At 64.7% G+C, this 14,535-nt stretch carries 15 protein-coding genes; 12 read left to right on the top strand and 3 right to left on the bottom strand.

Annotated features, from left to right (window positions below; all coding sequences use genetic code 11):
• Positions 1-15: 15 nt before the first annotated feature.
• The 11 genes from ACLEJU_RS01915 to pdeM all read left to right on the top strand — a co-directional run bounded on the left by ACLEJU_RS01915 (position 16) and on the right by pdeM (position 11,725).
• The gene (locus ACLEJU_RS01915; protein ID WP_110639620.1) at positions 16-510 is read left to right on the top strand and encodes a DUF6231 family protein; all 495 of its coding nucleotides are present in this window, start codon (positions 16-18) and stop codon (positions 508-510) included.
• Between the two features lie 2 nt (positions 511-512).
• Entirely contained in the window at positions 513-989 is a 477-nt protein-coding gene (locus ACLEJU_RS01910) for a YchJ family protein (protein ID WP_110639619.1), read from the top strand.
• A 2-nt stretch (positions 990-991) separates the two neighbouring features.
• On the top strand, positions 992-1,468 hold the full coding sequence (locus tag ACLEJU_RS01905; RefSeq protein ID WP_435422089.1) for an LEA type 2 family protein: 477 nt from the start codon (positions 992-994) through the stop codon (positions 1,466-1,468).
• Between the two features lie 7 nt (positions 1,469-1,475).
• On the top strand, positions 1,476-1,676 hold the full coding sequence (locus ACLEJU_RS01900) for an SEC-C metal-binding domain-containing protein (RefSeq protein WP_023379046.1): 201 nt from the start codon (positions 1,476-1,478) through the stop codon (positions 1,674-1,676).
• Positions 1,677-1,822: 146 nt separating this feature from the next.
• Positions 1,823-4,264 carry a penicillin acylase family protein gene (locus ACLEJU_RS01895; protein WP_435422090.1) on the top strand — a complete coding sequence of 814 codons (2,442 nt, stop codon included), beginning with the start codon at positions 1,823-1,825 and terminating at the stop codon, positions 4,262-4,264.
• A 109-nt stretch (positions 4,265-4,373) separates the two neighbouring features.
• Positions 4,374-4,559 carry a hypothetical protein gene (locus tag ACLEJU_RS01890; protein ID WP_435422091.1) on the top strand — a complete coding sequence of 62 codons (186 nt, stop codon included), beginning with the start codon at positions 4,374-4,376 and terminating at the stop codon, positions 4,557-4,559.
• A 105-nt stretch (positions 4,560-4,664) separates the two neighbouring features.
• Complete coding sequence (locus tag ACLEJU_RS01885) at positions 4,665-5,681, top strand: ligase-associated DNA damage response exonuclease (protein ID WP_435422092.1); 1,017 nt, start codon at positions 4,665-4,667, stop codon at positions 5,679-5,681.
• The gene (locus tag ACLEJU_RS01880; protein WP_435422093.1) at positions 5,678-7,336 is read left to right on the top strand and encodes an ATP-dependent DNA ligase; all 1,659 of its coding nucleotides are present in this window, start codon (positions 5,678-5,680) and stop codon (positions 7,334-7,336) included. Before ACLEJU_RS01885 ends, ACLEJU_RS01880 begins: the two co-directional genes overlap by 4 nt.
• Positions 7,337-7,434: 98 nt before the next feature.
• Positions 7,435-8,550, top strand: a complete 1,116-nt coding sequence (locus tag ACLEJU_RS01875) for a succinylglutamate desuccinylase/aspartoacylase family protein (protein WP_435422094.1) — start codon at positions 7,435-7,437, stop codon at positions 8,548-8,550.
• Between the two features lie 68 nt (positions 8,551-8,618).
• Positions 8,619-11,069: a ligase-associated DNA damage response DEXH box helicase gene (locus ACLEJU_RS01870; RefSeq protein WP_435422095.1), complete on the top strand. Its 2,451-nt coding sequence runs from the start codon at positions 8,619-8,621 to the stop codon at positions 11,067-11,069.
• The gene (pdeM, locus tag ACLEJU_RS01865) at positions 11,066-11,725 is read left to right on the top strand and encodes a ligase-associated DNA damage response endonuclease PdeM (RefSeq protein WP_435422096.1); all 660 of its coding nucleotides are present in this window, start codon (positions 11,066-11,068) and stop codon (positions 11,723-11,725) included. The genes ACLEJU_RS01870 and pdeM overlap by 4 nt, the downstream gene beginning before the upstream one ends.
• Here pdeM and ACLEJU_RS01860 read toward each other — a convergent pair whose 3' ends face one another.
• Positions 11,726-11,953: a hypothetical protein gene (locus tag ACLEJU_RS01860; protein WP_400721684.1), complete on the bottom strand. Its 228-nt coding sequence runs from the start codon at positions 11,951-11,953 to the stop codon at positions 11,726-11,728.
• Between the two features lie 99 nt (positions 11,954-12,052).
• Positions 12,053-12,619, bottom strand: a complete 567-nt coding sequence (dcd, locus tag ACLEJU_RS01855) for a dCTP deaminase (RefSeq protein ID WP_003254920.1) — start codon at positions 12,617-12,619, stop codon at positions 12,053-12,055.
• Between the two features lie 328 nt (positions 12,620-12,947).
• Between dcd and ACLEJU_RS01850 the strand changes: the two genes are divergently transcribed.
• Entirely contained in the window at positions 12,948-13,157 is a 210-nt protein-coding gene (locus ACLEJU_RS01850; protein ID WP_003254922.1) for a cold-shock protein, read from the top strand.
• A 184-nt stretch (positions 13,158-13,341) separates the two neighbouring features.
• Here ACLEJU_RS01850 and apbC read toward each other — a convergent pair whose 3' ends face one another.
• Entirely contained in the window at positions 13,342-14,436 is a 1,095-nt protein-coding gene (gene apbC, locus ACLEJU_RS01845; protein WP_435422097.1) for an iron-sulfur cluster carrier protein ApbC, read from the bottom strand.
• Between the last annotated feature and the right edge of the window lie 99 nt (positions 14,437-14,535).

Here is a 14,535-nt window from a genome sequence, read left to right as displayed (position 1 = left end):
GAACGAGGATTGGCAATGACCGACGGTTTTTCCCAGCGCACCCCGCAACAAGCCCTGGCCGCCCTGCTAGAGCGCTTCACCCCGCAACGCCTGCTGCTGGTGGGCACCCGCTTCCCGGCCCTGGATGCCTTTGCCCAGGCACACCCCCAAGTGACCATCGAAACCTGTGCGCCGGGACCATTGCCGGCAGCGCTGGCGGCCCAGCGTTTTGACCTGGCGGTGCTGGTGGACTGCCTGGAGCACTTGCCCAAACGCACCGGCCTGCAACTGCTGGGTGGCATCCGCAACCTCAATGCAAGCCGGGTTGCCGTACTGGCCGACCTGCCCGCCTGCGGCTGGCAAGACACCGATTTCTTCTCCCTGGCACTGTCGGCCAGCGAGAAATTCCGCCGCGATGAGCAGGTATTGAGCTTGTTCACCTATGATCTACATGACTACAAGCAGGTCCCGGACTGGCTCAACGCCAAGTTCTGGGCCAACCCTGAAAACTTCGGCAAGTATTGGTGGTGATGATGAGTGTCTCGGTTTGCCCTTGTGGCAGCGGCAACCTGCTCGACGCCTGCTGCGGGCACTACCATGCCGGCACCCCGGCCCCCGACGCCCAGACGCTGATGCGTTCGCGCTACAGCGCCTATGTGCTGGGGCTGGTCGACTATCTGGTCGCTACTACCCTGCCGGCCCAGCAGGCGGAGCTGGACCGCGCCGCCATGGCGGCCTGGAGCGCCCAGAGCACCTGGCTGGGGCTGGAGGTGGAAAGCGCCGAAGTGCTCGGCGGCCAGCCTGAACACGCCTTTGTGACCTTCACTGCCCGCTGGCATGACCAGGAGGGCGACCACCAGCACCGCGAGCGGTCTGCTTTCGTGCAGCACGAGCGACGCTGGTACTTCATCGACCCCACCGTCGCGCTCAAGGCCGGCCGCAACGACCCCTGCCCCTGCGCCAGCGGGCAGAAATTCAAGAAATGCTGCGCCAGCTACGTCGGTAACTGAGCATGATCGCCGCCACCCGCCTGCTCTTGCTCAGCACCCTGCTGGCACTGCTGGCGGGCTGTGCGAGCTGGGGCGACGACGACTCGCGCGAGCCGGAGCTGCACCTGGACAAGGTGGAAACGGTGAAGGCGCGGCTGCTGCAACAGGAATTCGTACTGCACCTGCGCGTCGACAACCCCAACGACAGCCGCCTGTTCATTCGCAACCTGAGCTATTCGGTGTGGCTCGACGACCTGCTGCTGGCGCAGGATGACGTCAGCCTCTGGCGCAGTGTCGGCGGACATGCCCGGCGCACCTTCAAGATCACGGCGCGGACCAACCTCTGGCAACACCTCAAGCCATTGGCCAAGCTGCTCAAGAGCGGGCAGCCGCTGCACTACCGCCTGCAAGGCGAGCTGGAGACCGGGCTGATCTTCCATCAGGACCTGCACTTGTCGCGCAGTGGTGAGATAATCCCCGGCGATCTCATACCGGAGTAACCCTGCAATGACCCAGCAACCCCATGTTCATGGCCCGGACTGCAACCACGGTCACGATCATCATGATCACGACCACGGCCATGTACACGGCCCGCACTGCAACCACGGCCACCAGGAGCCGGTGCGCAACGCCCTCAAGGACGTTGGTCGCAACGACCCGTGCCCGTGCGGCAGCCAGAAAAAATTCAAGAAGTGCCACGGCGCTTGATGTCTTGAACGCGGGTACCTGCAGCGCCGATGACGGCGCTGCAGGTACCGCTGGTAAATAAAGCTTCACCGCACCTTGCACGGCGCCTGCGCGCTCACTACCTTAGCGCCTTTCGAACCCCGCCACGCCTTGCAGGAGCCCTTGTCATGGCCGCCCCCGTCCTTCCTCCCTTCCGCCAGCGGTTCACCGCCGCCGCCACGTTGCTCGGCATGCTCGGGCTCGCCGGCTGCCAGATGGGTGGCTATCAGGACAGCGTGCCACCGACCACCGGCGTGCAGCCGCTCAAGGGCCTGGCGCAGAACGTCTCGGTCCGGCGCAACGCCATGGGTGCCCCGCTGATCGAAAGCAGCAGCTTCCATGACGCCCTGTTCACCCTCGGCTATGTACATGCCGGCGATCGCATCGAGCAGATGCTCGCCATGCGCCTGCTCGCCCAGGGCCGCCTGGCGGAACTGGCCGGCAGCGAAGCGCTGGATATCGACCGGCTGATGCGCGCCGCCAACCTCAAGCAGAGCGCCGCCCAGCAATATGCCGACGCCTCGCCACGCCTGAAGCGCTTCTTCGAGGTGTATGCCCGTGGGGTCAACGCCTACCTGTTCCGCTACCGCGACAAGCTACCGGCCAACCTCGCCAGCAGTGGCTATCGCCCGGAGTACTGGAAGCCTGAAGATTCGGCACTGATTTTCAGCCTGTATGCCTTCAGCCAGTCGGTAAACCTGCAGGAAGAGCTCAGCGCCCTGACCCTGGCGCAGAAAGTCGGCAACGCCAAGCTGCCCTGGTTGCTGCCCGGCGCGCCAGACGAGCCCCTGGCTGAGACCGAGGTGGATAAGCTCAAGGGCCTGAACCTGAGCAGCCAGCTGCCAGGCTTGCCGGCGCTGGCGGCGGCAAGCCAGAAACTCGCCGACCTCGACCTGCTCGGCAGCCCCGGTTCAGCCAACCTGGCGCTGGGCCCACAACGCAGCCGCAGCGGCAAGAGCCTGCTGGCCAGCGACAGCCGCGCAACCTGGGCACTGAGCCCGGTACAGATTCACACTGGCAAATACCAGGTCGCCGGCCTGTCACTGCCGGGCCTGCCCATCGTGCTGGCCGGCTATAACGGCAAGCTGGCCTGGAGCAGCAGCGCGGTGATGGCCGACAACCAGGATCTGTACCTGGAACAACTGCGCCATGCCGGCAGCCAGGTGACCTACCTGGCCGACGGCAAGTGGCTGCCGGCCCGCGCCCGCAGCGAAACCTTCTTCGTCCGCGGCCAGCGCCCAGTGCGCGAGGTGATGTACGACACCCGCCACGGCACTCTGCTGCCCCAAGCGGGGAACGCCAGCCTGGGCCTGGCGTTGAGCCTGCCGCAGCTCAAGGGCGACCGCAGCCTCGATGCGCTGTTCGACCTGACCCGCGCACAGAACATCGAGCGCGCCTTCGACAGCACCCGTGAAGTCGCGACTGCCGCGCTCAACTTCGTCTTCGCCGAGCCCGAGCACATCGGCTGGCAAGTCAGCGGCCGCTACCCTAACCGCCGTGAAGGTCAGGGCCTGCTGCCGTCACCGGGCTGGGACGGGCGCTACGACTGGGATGGCTATGCCGACCCGATGCTGCACCCCTACGACCAGGACCCACCAGCCGGCTGGATCGCCCATGCCAACCAGCGCAGCCTGCCGCGTGGCTACGGCATGCAGCTGTCCAGCACTTGGTACTACCCCGAGCGTGCCGAGCGCCTGGGCCAGCTGGCCGGCAACGGCCGCCACGACAGCCGCAGCCTGATGGCCCTGCAGAACGACCAGGTGACGCTGCTGGCCGACAAGCTCAAGCAGATGTTCGATGCCCCTGGAATGGCCCAGCCGCTCAAGCAGGCGATCGACGCCCTGCCCGCGGCCCAGCGTGACAAGGCACGCGACGCCCTGGCCCGGCTGAAGGCCTTCGATGGCCGCCTGAGCCCGGTGTCGGCGGATGCGGCGCTGTACGAGCTGTTCCTCCAGGAAGTGACCCGGCAGACCTTCCTCGACGACCTCGGCCCGGAATCGAGCCCTGCCTGGCAAGCATTCGTCAGCAATGCCCGCCTGTCGTACTCGGCCCAGGCCGACCACCTGCTGGGCCGCGACGACAGCCCGTTCTGGGACGATCGCAACACGCCGCAGAAAGAAGACAAACCGACCATCCTCGCCCTTAGCCTTGCCGCTGCCGTGGATGCCGGCACCGCGCAACTGGGGAGCGACCGTCGTGCCTGGCAGTGGGGCAAGCTGCACCAGTACCGCTGGCCGGCCCCTGCCTACCACGGCCTGGGGGATGCACTGAGCCGCTCGCCGATGGCCGCCGGTGGCGACTTCAGCACACCTGCCCTGACCCCTTACGCCTGGGGCAGCGATTTCGACACCCGCCTGCCGGCCTCGGCGCGGATGATCGTTGACTTCGGCCAGACCGAGCCGCTGCAGGTACTGACCAGCAACGGCCAATCGGGAAACCCGGCCAGCTCGCATTACAGCGACGGCATGGATGCGTGGTTCAAGGGGCGGTTCATGAGCCTGCCGTTGCAGCCGCAGAACTTCGGGCGGGCATATGGCAGCGAGCGGTTGACGTTGGTGCCAGGCCGCTAGCGATCTGAGTTCCGTCTGATCACCTGCGAGCCAGGCGCTTAGCATCCTGACGTAATGCGTTAGCCCTTCGGCGAGCGCAGCACAACTCAACTCGAAAAGGATGACTAACATGAGCAACGAAACCCTCAAGATCGAAATATCCTGGCCAGCATCGCTTGCCGTTGGCGAAGGCGCGACCATCAATGCGCTGCTCCCTACCCTGGCACACGACAGCAAACGCCTGAACATCAGCTATGCGGAAAAAATCAGCATTGCCGATGCCATGGCCAACTGCTGGACAATAACCCTGCGTTAACCGATCAAGACGCCAGCACTGCGAAAGGGCTGGCGCTTGTCATCAGCCGAACTTCCCTCTCCTGATGACGTTCTCAACTGGTAAGCCCTCTGCCCAGGCATTGCCATGGACCTCATCATCGCCCGCCCCGAAGGCCTGTATTGCCCGCCCGGTGACTTCTACATAGACCCCTGGCGCCCGGTCGAGCGCGCCGTGATCACCCATGGCCATGGCGACCATGCCCGCACCGGCAATCATCACTATCTGACAGCCGCTCCGGGTGCCGGCATCCTGCGCAGCCGACTGGGCCAGGACATCGACCTGCAGACCCTGCCCTACGGTGAACGCATCCAGCATCACGGCGTCACCCTCAGCCTCCATCCGGCCGGCCATGTGCTGGGGTCGGCACAGGTGCGCCTCGAGTATCAGGGCGAAGTCTGGGTCGCTTCGGGCGATTACAAAGTCGAGCCGGACGGCACCTGCGCTGCCTTTGAACCCGTGCGCTGCCATACCTTCATCACCGAGTCCACTTTCGGCCTGCCCATCTACCGCTGGCCCAGCCAGGCGCAAATCTTTGCCGGGATCAATACCTGGTGGCGGAGCAACGCTGAGCAAGGCAAGGCCAGCGTGCTGTTCTGCTATGCCTTCGGCAAGGCTCAGCGAATTCTCCATGGCCTGGACCCAGACATCGGCCCGATCCTCGTGCATGGTGCTGTCGAGCCACTGAACCGGGTATACCGCGAAGCCGGTGTGCACCTGCCGAGCACCCGTTATGCCGGTGATGTCCCGCGCAACGACCCGCTGATGCGCCAGGCGTTGATCCTGGCGCCACCGTCTGCTGCAGGCAGCAGCTGGATGCGCCGTTTCGGCGAGTACAGCGATGCCTTTGCCAGCGGCTGGATGCTGCTGCGCGGCACACGGCGGCGGCGCGGTGTCGATCGTGGCTTTGTGTTGTCCGACCACGCCGACTGGCCGGGGTTGCTGTGGGCCATCGACCAGACAGGTGCAGAGCGCGTCATGGTCACCCACGGCTCGGTGAACGTGCTGGTGCGCTACCTCAACGAACAAGGCCTGGATGCCCGCGCCTTCGTCACCGAATACGGTGAAGAAGATGACACCACGGGCACGGAGCCTGAGGCATGAAAGCCTTCGCCGAACTGTACCTGCGCCTGGACGCTACCACCTCCAGCAACACCAAGCTCGAAGCCTTGCGCGACTACTTTGCGGCAGCGCCCGCCGCGGATGCCGCCTGGGCCGTCTACTTTCTCGCCGGCGGGCGCCCGCGCCAGCTGGTGCCGACCCGGGTGCTGCGTGAGCTGGCCACGGCGTTGGCGGGCCTGCCCGAATGGTTGTTCGAGGAGAGCTACCAAGCTGTTGGCGACCTGGCCGAAACCATCTCGCTGCTGTTGCCGCGAGCCTCCCATGCCAACGACGACGGCCTGGCACACTGGGTCGAAGCCCATCTGCTGCCCTTGCGCGGCCTGCCTGCTGAAGAAGTGCAGCAGCGCCTGCCTCCCTTGTGGGCGCAACTGGACCGCGCCAGCCTGATGCTGTGCCTCAAACTGATCACCGGCAGCTTCCGTGTCGGGGTTTCCAAGCTGCTGGTAACCCGCGCCCTGGCACAACTGGCGGGGCTGGATGCCAAGCGCGTGGCCCAGCGACTGGTCGGCTATACCGATATCAGCCATCGCCCGACAGCCGCCAGTTACCTCAAGCTGATCGCCGAAGAGTCCGCTGATGAATATGGCCAGCGCGGTGGCCAGCCTTACCCTTTCTTCCTGGCTCACGCCCTTCAGGCCCCGCTGGAGCAGTTCGAAGCTTTGCTCGGTCCACCCACTGCGTGGCAAATCGAATGGAAGTGGGATGGCATCCGCGCTCAGGTCGTCAAGCGCGAGGGTCAGCTGTGGGTCTGGTCACGGGGTGAAGAGCTGGTCACCGAGCGTTTCCCAGAGCTGCACGGCTTGGCCGAAAGCTTGCCGGACGGCACGGTGCTCGACGGCGAGATCCTGGTCTGGAAACCAGGCGTCAGCGCCGATGCACCGGCTGTGCAACCGTTCGCCGTGCTGCAGCAGCGCCTTGGCCGCAAGACCCTGGGCAAAAAGCTGCTGGCTGACGCCCCGGTCGTACTGCAAGCCTATGATTTGCTGGAATGGCAAGGCGAGGACTGGCGCAGCCGCCCGCAACATGAACGGCGCCAGCAGTTGCAGCGCCTGGTAGCAGAGTGCCCGTTGGCCCCGCTGCTGCTTTCACCGCTGCTCGATGGCAACGACTGGAGCGACCTGGCCCGGCAGCGCGAAAAGTCGCGCAGCCTGGGCGTTGAAGGGCTGATGCTCAAGCAGCGCGATGCCCTGTACGGTGTAGGTCGGACCAAGGACATGGGCCTGTGGTGGAAATGGAAGATCGACCCGTTCAGCGTCGATGCAGTGCTGATCTATGCCCAACGCGGCCATGGCCGCCGTGCCAGCCTCTACAGCGACTACACCTTCGCCGTATGGAACGCGCCACCCGGCACGCCCGATCGCGCGCTGGTGCCCTTCGCCAAGGCCTATTCGGGGCTCAGCGACGAAGAGATGCGCAAGGTGGATGCGATCATCCGCAGGACCACGGTGGAAACTTTCGGGCCGGTGCGTAGCGTTACTCCAACGCTGGTGTTCGAGCTCGGCTTCGAGGGCATTGCGCTGTCCAAACGACACAAGAGCGGCATCGCCGTCAGGTTTCCACGGATGTTGCGCTGGCGCCTGGACAAGCCGGTCGAGGAAGCCGATGACCTGGCCAGCCTGCAGGCATTGCTGGTCTGAAAGAAGGCAACGCGGTGAGGCGCGATACCGAAAATTATGCTTCTATCTTTGAGCCGACCCGTGTCGCAGACCGTTTTCGCCACGCAGCCAGGACCACCATGCACCATTCGACCCACGACCTGCTTTCGCCCGTACCGGGCATTACCCGCCAATTGCACAGCTTCCACTTCGGCCCACGCGGTGGCGCCAAGGTGTATATCCAGGCCTCGCTGCATGCCGACGAACTGCCCGGCATGCTGGTGGCCTGGCATCTCAAGCGCCGCCTGGCCGAGCTGGAACAGCAGGGACGCCTGCTGCGCGAGATCATCCTGGTACCGGTGGCCAACCCGGTCGGCCTGGAGCAGGTGATGCTGGATGCCCCCCTGGGCCGTTTCGAACTGCAGAGCGGCGAGAACTTCAACCGCAATTTCGTCGACTTGTCCGACAGCATCGGCGACCAGATCGAAGGCCACCTGACCCAGGACCCGGCCCACAACCTGGCCCTCATCCGCGAATATCTGCGCCGTGGCCTGGACGCCCACCCGGCGCGCACGCCCTTGCAGTCCCAGCGCCTGACCCTGCAACGACTGGCCTGCGATGCCGATCTGGTACTGGACCTGCACTGCGACTTCGAAGCGGTCGAACACCTCTACACCACGCCGGAAGCCTGGCCGCAGGTCGAACCCCTGGCGCGCTACCTGGGCGCCCAGGCCAGCCTGCTGGCCACCGATTCCGGCGGGCAGTCGTTCGACGAATGCTTCAGTCTGGTCTGGTGGCAGCTGCAGCAACGCTTTGGCAAGCACTTCCCGATCCCGCTGGGCAGCGTTTCGGTAACCGTCGAACTGCGTGGCCAGGCCGACGTCAGCCATGACCTGGCCAGCCAGGACTGCCAGGCGATTCTCGACTACCTGACCCACGCCAATGTCATCGAAGGCACTGCCGCACCACTGCCGGAGCTGCCACGCCCGGCCACACCACTGGCCGCCGTCGAACCCGTGGCCGCGCCCCTGGGCGGGCTTCTGGTGTACCACGCCCGCCCAGGTGAGCACTTGGAGGCCGGGCAGTTGATCGCCGAAGTCATCGACCCGCTCAACGACCGGGTGACTGCCGTGCGCAACAGCCAGCCCGGCCTGCTCTATGCCCGCAGCGTGCGGCGCATGGCCACGGCCGGCATGGTCATCGCTCATGTCGCTGGTGAACAGGTGTTGCGCAGCGGTTATCTGCTGGCCAACTGATCGGGTAAAACCAATGCGTGCGGCGAGTGGTCTGTAGAAGCACAGCCTTCTCAGGACTGCCTGCACGCATGCCCGCCTCTTCCGACCTTGCCAATGCCTGGTTCACTGCCCGTGGCTGGAAGCCATTCGCCTTCCAACGCCAGGTATGGGCTGCGGTTGGCCGCGGTGATTCCGGGCTGCTGCATGCCAGCACCGGTGCGGGCAAGACCTATGCGGTCTGGTTGGCTGCATTGCGTGCCTTCGCCAAGCCAGCCAGCGGGCGCCAGCCAGCAGCGCTGCAGGTGCTCTGGATCACGCCCATGCGCGCACTGGCCGCTGATACGGCACGCGCCCTGCAAACGCCGCTGAATGAGCTTGGCCTGAACTGGACGGTCGGCGTGCGCAGCGGCGATACCGGCAGCGCCGAGCGCGCTCGCCAGGCCCGGCGCCTGCCAAGCGCCCTGATCACCACACCGGAAAGCCTGACCCTGCTGCTGACCCGGGCGCAGGCCGCCGACGATTTCGCCAGCCTGCGCCTGGTGGTGGTGGATGAATGGCACGAACTGCTCGGCAACAAGCGCGGCGTACAGCTGCAACTGGCCCTGGCCCGGTTACGGCGCTGGCATCCAGGCCTGATGACCTGGGGCTTGTCGGCAACGCTCGGCAATCTGCCGCACGCCCTCGAGGTACTGTTGCCGAGTGGTGGCCACCTGGTGAAAGGCCGCCAGGACAAGCAGCTGGTCGTCGACACCTTGCTGCCCGATGCCATCGAGCGCTTCCCCTGGGCCGGGCACATGGGCCTGAAGATGCTCGACCAGGTTGCCCAGCAACTCGACGCCAGCGCCAGCAGCCTGGTATTCACCAACACTCGCGCCCAGGCCGAGCTCTGGTACCAGGCCCTGCTGGATGCCCGCCCCGACTGGGCCGGGCAGATCGCCTTACACCATGCTTCGCTGGCCCGGGCCACACGCGACTGGGTAGAACTCAGCCTCAAGCAGGGCACGCTCAAGGCGGTGATCTGCACCTCCAGCCTGGACCTGGGGGTGGACTTCCTGCCGGTCGAACGGGTGCTGCAGATTGGCTCGGCCAAAGGCATTGCCCGCCTCATGCAGCGCGCCGGGCGCTCTGGCCATGCGCCAGGGCGCCGCTCGCGCATCACCCTGGTGCCGACCCATAGCCTGGAGCTTGTTGAAGCTGCCGCAGCCCGCGCCGCACTGGCTGCCGGCCATATCGAGGCGCGTCGCTCGCCGCGCCTGTGCCTGGACGTGCTGGTTCAGCATCTGGTCAGCATGGCCCTGGGCAGTGGTTTTCGCCCCGGCGAACTGCTTGAGGAAGTGCGCAGCACCTGGGCTTACCGTGACCTGCGCGACAGCCAGTGGCAATGGGCGCTGGATTTCGTCAATCACGGTGGCCACGCACTGACTGCCTACCCTGACTATCAGCGCGTCGAAGCGCACCCCGACGGGGTCTGGCGGGTGGCCAGCGAGCGCCTGGCGAGGCGTCACCGCATGGGCATCGGCACCATCGTCAGCGAAGCCAGCCTACAGCTCAAGTATTGGAGCAAGGGTGGTGGCGGCAAGCACCTTGGCAGTGTCGAGGAAGCCTTCATTGCCCGCCTGCGCCCTGGCGACACCCTGGTGTTCGCCGGCCGGGTCCTGGAGTTGGTACGGGTGGAAGGCATGACCGCCTACGTGCGCCGCAGCACCGCGCGCAAGGCCGCCGTGGCGCGCTGGAATGGCGGGCGCATGCCGCTGTCCAACGAACTGGCCGACGCACTGGTCGAGCAACTCGATGCTGCCGCCCATGGGCGCTACCTCGGCCCGGAGATGCAGGCCGTGCGGCCGTTGCTGGCCTTGCAGGCACAGTGGTCGGCCTTGCCCACCTGCCGCACGCTGCTGGCCGAAACACTGGGATCGCGCCAGGGCTCGCACCTGTTCCTCTACCCCTTCGCCGGGCGCATGGCCAACCTGGGCCTGGCCAACCTGATCGCCTGGCGGGTGAGCCGGGTGCAGCCGCTGTCGGTATCCATCGCCGTGAACGACTATGGTTTCGAACTGCTCAGCCCCAGTACCGTGGATTGGGCCCGCTGCCTGCCTGAGGCGCTGTCTGGCGACAACCTGCTGGAGGATGTGCTGGCCAGCTTGAACGCCGGCGAGATGGCGTTGCGGCGGTTTCGTGAAATCGCTCAGATCGCCGGGCTGGTGTTCGGCGGCTATCCCGCCGCGCAGAAGAGCACGCGGCAGATTCAGGCCTCCAGCGGATTGTTCTATGAAGTATTCCGCAAACATGATGCCGGCAACCTGCTGCTCGGCCAGGCGCGCGATGAAGTACTGAGCGAAGAACTGGAGATCGAGCGCCTGCACCGCCAGTTGCTCAAGATGCACCGCCTGCAACTGGACCTGCGCACGCTGCAACGGCCTGGACCCCTGGCATTCGCCCTGCTGGTGGAGGGCATGCGCGAGACCTTGAGCACGGAAAAGTTGGCAGACCGCATTGCGCGAATGGTGGCCGACCTGGAAAAAGCGGCAAGCCGGCCATGAATAGTTATTTGTCGATCGAGCACTTCGGCGAAACGCTCTGGCTGTTGCCGGACAAGGCCATCTACTGGCCGGCCCGCCGCACCCTGCTGGTGGCTGACGTCCATATCGGCAAGGCCGCAAGCTACCGAGCCCTGCATCAACCCGTTCCGCGAGGCACCACAACCGCCACCCTGGCACGCCTGGATGCGTTGCTGAATACCTATGACTGCGAACAGCTGGTCATCCTCGGTGACTTCCTTCATGCGCGAGCCGCACATTCGCCAGGCACGCTGGCCAGCCTGCACAGGTGGAAAAACAGCCATGGCGCGGTGAAGGTGCTGCTGGTGCGTGGCAACCATGATCGCCATGCCGGCGACCCGCCTGTGGAGCTGGGTATCGAGGTAAGGGATGAACCATTCCTGCTGGAACCCTTTGCCCTGCGACACGATCCCATGCCTCACCCCACCCATCCGGTGCTGGCCGGCCACGTGCATCCGGTCTATGTGCTGCGAGGGCGGGCACGGCAACGGCTCAGGCTGCCTTGCTTCCTGATCGACGCACAAGTCAGCCTGCTGCCGGCGTTCGGCGAATTTACCGGGGGATGGTCGATAGAGCCTGGCCCGAGCGCACGCGCGTTCGTCGCAGGGGGCGATCGGGTGTGGGCACTTGCCAACTAGTCAGGCTACGGGAGACGGTGGTGGCTCATCCGGCAGGGTCGGCTCACCTGGCTCCATGGGCGGATGTTCGCCTGGCTCCGGCGGTTGCGGCGTATCGGGGTCAGGCTGGTGCGGAACGCCACCGGCCTGCAGTGGCAAGGGATGCGCCAGCAGTGACCACGCCAGCAACCCGATCTGATTGGGCTGCAGTACGGCCAGCTTGGCACTGATTGCGGGGTTAAGTTTCATTGGCAGCTCCTGGACGAGGGCCGACACGCTGCATACGTATCGGCACTGTTCAAACTGTTGGAGTGCCATCAGGGAAACTAATTCCCCGCACTCGTCGGATCAGGTGCGTGGCAGGGTGACGCCGCGCTGGCCCTGGTACTTGCCGCCACGGTCCTTGTACGACACTTCGCATTCTTCGTCGGACTGCAGGAACAGCATCTGCGCCACGCCTTCGTTCGCATAGATCTTCGCCGGCAGCGTGGTGGTGTTGGAGAACTCCAGCGTCACGTGGCCTTCCCACTCCGGCTCGAGCGGGGTGACGTTGACGATGATGCCGCAACGCGCGTAGGTGCTCTTGCCCAGGCAGATGGTCAGCACGTCACGCGGGATGCGGAAGTACTCGACGGTACGGGCCAGGGCGAAGGAGTTTGGCGGGATGATGCAGACGTCGCTCTTGATGTCGACGAAGCTGCCAGCATCGAAGTTCTTCGGGTCGACGGTGGCCGAGTTGATGTTGGTGAACACCTTGAATTCGTCGGCGCAGCGCACGTCGTAGCCATAGCTGGAGACGCCGAAGGAGATGACCCGATTGTCCTGCTCGCCGCGCACCTGGCGCTCGACGAACGGTTCGATCATGCCGTGTTCCTGCGCCATGCGGCGAATCCACTTGTCCGATTTGATGCTCATGGCGGGGTGTCCTGAAGAGTTGCGAGGGGAAAATCCAGACGCGCATCTTACCGGTCCCGGCGCCCGGGTTAAAGTTCCAGTGCCTTATCCCGCGCCGGACGGGGGCTGCAGCCGCCGTCGATCCGAATTTGCGTAAAGCGTTCACAGACCATTGGCAGCTCGTGGAAAGTGGGGTAAGGTGGCGCCACTGTGCTGCACGTGACACCGAGAATCTCTAGTTTGATGCACGATCCTGATCGGCCCATCGCTGAATTTTCTGCTCTCTTTGCGCTCAGTCCCGGCCAGGGTTTTTCCTGACCGTTATCAAATTGTCCAAGGAGACAGAAAAATGTCCAACCGTCAATCCGGTGTTGTTAAGTGGTTCAACGATGAGAAAGGCTACGGCTTCATCACCCCTCAGTCGGGCGACGACCTGTTCGTGCACTTCAAAGCCATCCAAGCTGACGGCTTCAAAACCCTGAAAGAAGGCCAGGCTGTTACTTTCGTCGCTACCCGCGGCCAGAAAGGCATGCAGGCTGAAGAAGTTCAAATCGCCTAAGTCGATTTAGCTTCCTAGCTTTCAAAAAAACCCGCCTTCTGGCGGGTTTTTTTATGCCTGACCGAAAATCGGTGCTGGCTTCTTCGCGGGCTCGCCCGCTCCCACAGAGACCGCGCGACACTTGAAGGCTGCGCTGTAGCTGTGGGAGCGAGCGAGCCCGCGAAGCAGGCGACTCGGTTTCGGATCAGTCTTCGCTGATGGTGATGCTCGGCATCGCCGGCGCCGCCGCTTCCTGCAGCACGATCCGTGCACCCACCTGGCGGGCCAGCTCCTGATAGACCATGGCAATCTGGCTTTCCGGTTCGGCGATCGCCGTCGGCTTGCCGCTGTCGGCCTGCTCGCGGATCAGCATCGACAGCGGCAGCGAAGCCAGCAGTTCGACGCCGTATTGCGCCGCCAGCTTCTCACCACCGCCTTCACCGAACAGGTGCTCGGCATGGCCACAGTTCGAGCAGATGTGCACGGCCATGTTCTCGACTACGCCCAATACCGGGATGTTGACCTTGCGGAACATCTCCACGCCCTTCTTGGCATCCAGCAGGGCCAAGTCCTGTGGCGTGGTGACGATCACCGAGCCGGCCACCGGCACCTTCTGCGCCAGGGTCAGCTGGATATCGCCGGTACCCGGCGGCATGTCGATGACCAGATAATCCAGGTCGTCCCAGGCAGTCTGGGTCACCAGCTGCAGCAACGCACCGGACACCATCGGCCCACGCCAGACCATCGGCGTGTTGTCATCGGTGAGGAACGCCATGGACATCACTTCCACGCCATGAGCCTTGATCGGCACGAACCACTTCTGCTCACGGATCTGCGGGCGGGTACCCTCGGCGATACCAAACATCACGCCCTGGCTGGGGCCATAGATGTCGGCATCGAGAATGCCCACGCGGGCGCCTTCACGAGCCAGGGCCAAGGCCAGGTTGGCGGCGGTGGTCGACTTGCCGACCCCGCCCTTGCCCGAGGCCACGGCAATGATGTTCTTGACGTTGGCCATGGCCGGCACCTGGGCCTGGGCCTTGTGCGCGGCAACCAAGCAGTCGATCGACACCTGGGCCGAACTGACACCGTCGAGGTTCTCGATCGCGGTCTGCAGCACCTGGGCCCAGCCGTTCTTGAACAGGCCGGCGGCATAGCCAAGCTGCAACTGCACAGCGACTTGCCCGCCCTGGATGTCGATGGCGCGCACGCAACCGGCGCTGACCGGGTCCTGGTTCAGGTAAGGGTCTGTGTACTGGCGAAGCACGCCTTCGACGGCGGCACGGGTGACGGCACTCATGGACACTCCCATTGGCAAACTGAGTACGAAACAGACGCCTATCCTAACCCGTCAATCGTCAGCAGATGCGTGCTTGGGGTGAAATATCTTCGCCGGCCC

This window comes from Pseudomonas sp. SMN11, assembly GCF_052041945.1.
Lineage (GTDB): Bacteria > Pseudomonadota > Gammaproteobacteria > Pseudomonadales > Pseudomonadaceae > Aquipseudomonas.
This window is presented reverse-complemented; position numbering and strand designations above follow the sequence as displayed.

Bases quoted from the DNA above. Each gene is read 5' to 3' on its own strand.
- ACLEJU_RS01895 (WP_435422090.1), top strand. From the start codon at position 1,823: ATGGCCGCCCCCGTCCTTCCTCCCTTCCGCCAGCGGTTCACCGCCGCC.
- ACLEJU_RS01860 (WP_400721684.1), bottom strand. From the start codon at position 11,953: ATGAAACTTAACCCCGCAATCAGTGCCAAGCTGGCCGTACTGCAGCCC.
- ACLEJU_RS01915 (WP_110639620.1), top strand. From the start codon at position 16: ATGACCGACGGTTTTTCCCAGCGCACCCCGCAACAAGCCCTGGCCGCC.
- ACLEJU_RS01880 (WP_435422093.1), top strand. From the start codon at position 5,678: ATGAAAGCCTTCGCCGAACTGTACCTGCGCCTGGACGCTACCACCTCC.
- ACLEJU_RS01875 (WP_435422094.1), top strand. From the start codon at position 7,435: ATGCACCATTCGACCCACGACCTGCTTTCGCCCGTACCGGGCATTACC.
- pdeM (WP_435422096.1), top strand. From the start codon at position 11,066: ATGAATAGTTATTTGTCGATCGAGCACTTCGGCGAAACGCTCTGGCTG.
- ACLEJU_RS01850 (WP_003254922.1), top strand. From the start codon at position 12,948: ATGTCCAACCGTCAATCCGGTGTTGTTAAGTGGTTCAACGATGAGAAA.
- ACLEJU_RS01885 (WP_435422092.1), top strand. From the start codon at position 4,665: ATGGACCTCATCATCGCCCGCCCCGAAGGCCTGTATTGCCCGCCCGGT.
- ACLEJU_RS01905 (WP_435422089.1), top strand. From the start codon at position 992: ATGATCGCCGCCACCCGCCTGCTCTTGCTCAGCACCCTGCTGGCACTG.
- ACLEJU_RS01910 (WP_110639619.1), top strand. From the start codon at position 513: ATGAGTGTCTCGGTTTGCCCTTGTGGCAGCGGCAACCTGCTCGACGCC.
- ACLEJU_RS01870 (WP_435422095.1), top strand. From the start codon at position 8,619: ATGCCCGCCTCTTCCGACCTTGCCAATGCCTGGTTCACTGCCCGTGGC.
- ACLEJU_RS01890 (WP_435422091.1), top strand. From the start codon at position 4,374: ATGAGCAACGAAACCCTCAAGATCGAAATATCCTGGCCAGCATCGCTT.
- apbC (WP_435422097.1), bottom strand. From the start codon at position 14,436: ATGAGTGCCGTCACCCGTGCCGCCGTCGAAGGCGTGCTTCGCCAGTAC.
- dcd (WP_003254920.1), bottom strand. From the start codon at position 12,619: ATGAGCATCAAATCGGACAAGTGGATTCGCCGCATGGCGCAGGAACAC.
- ACLEJU_RS01900 (WP_023379046.1), top strand. From the start codon at position 1,476: ATGACCCAGCAACCCCATGTTCATGGCCCGGACTGCAACCACGGTCAC.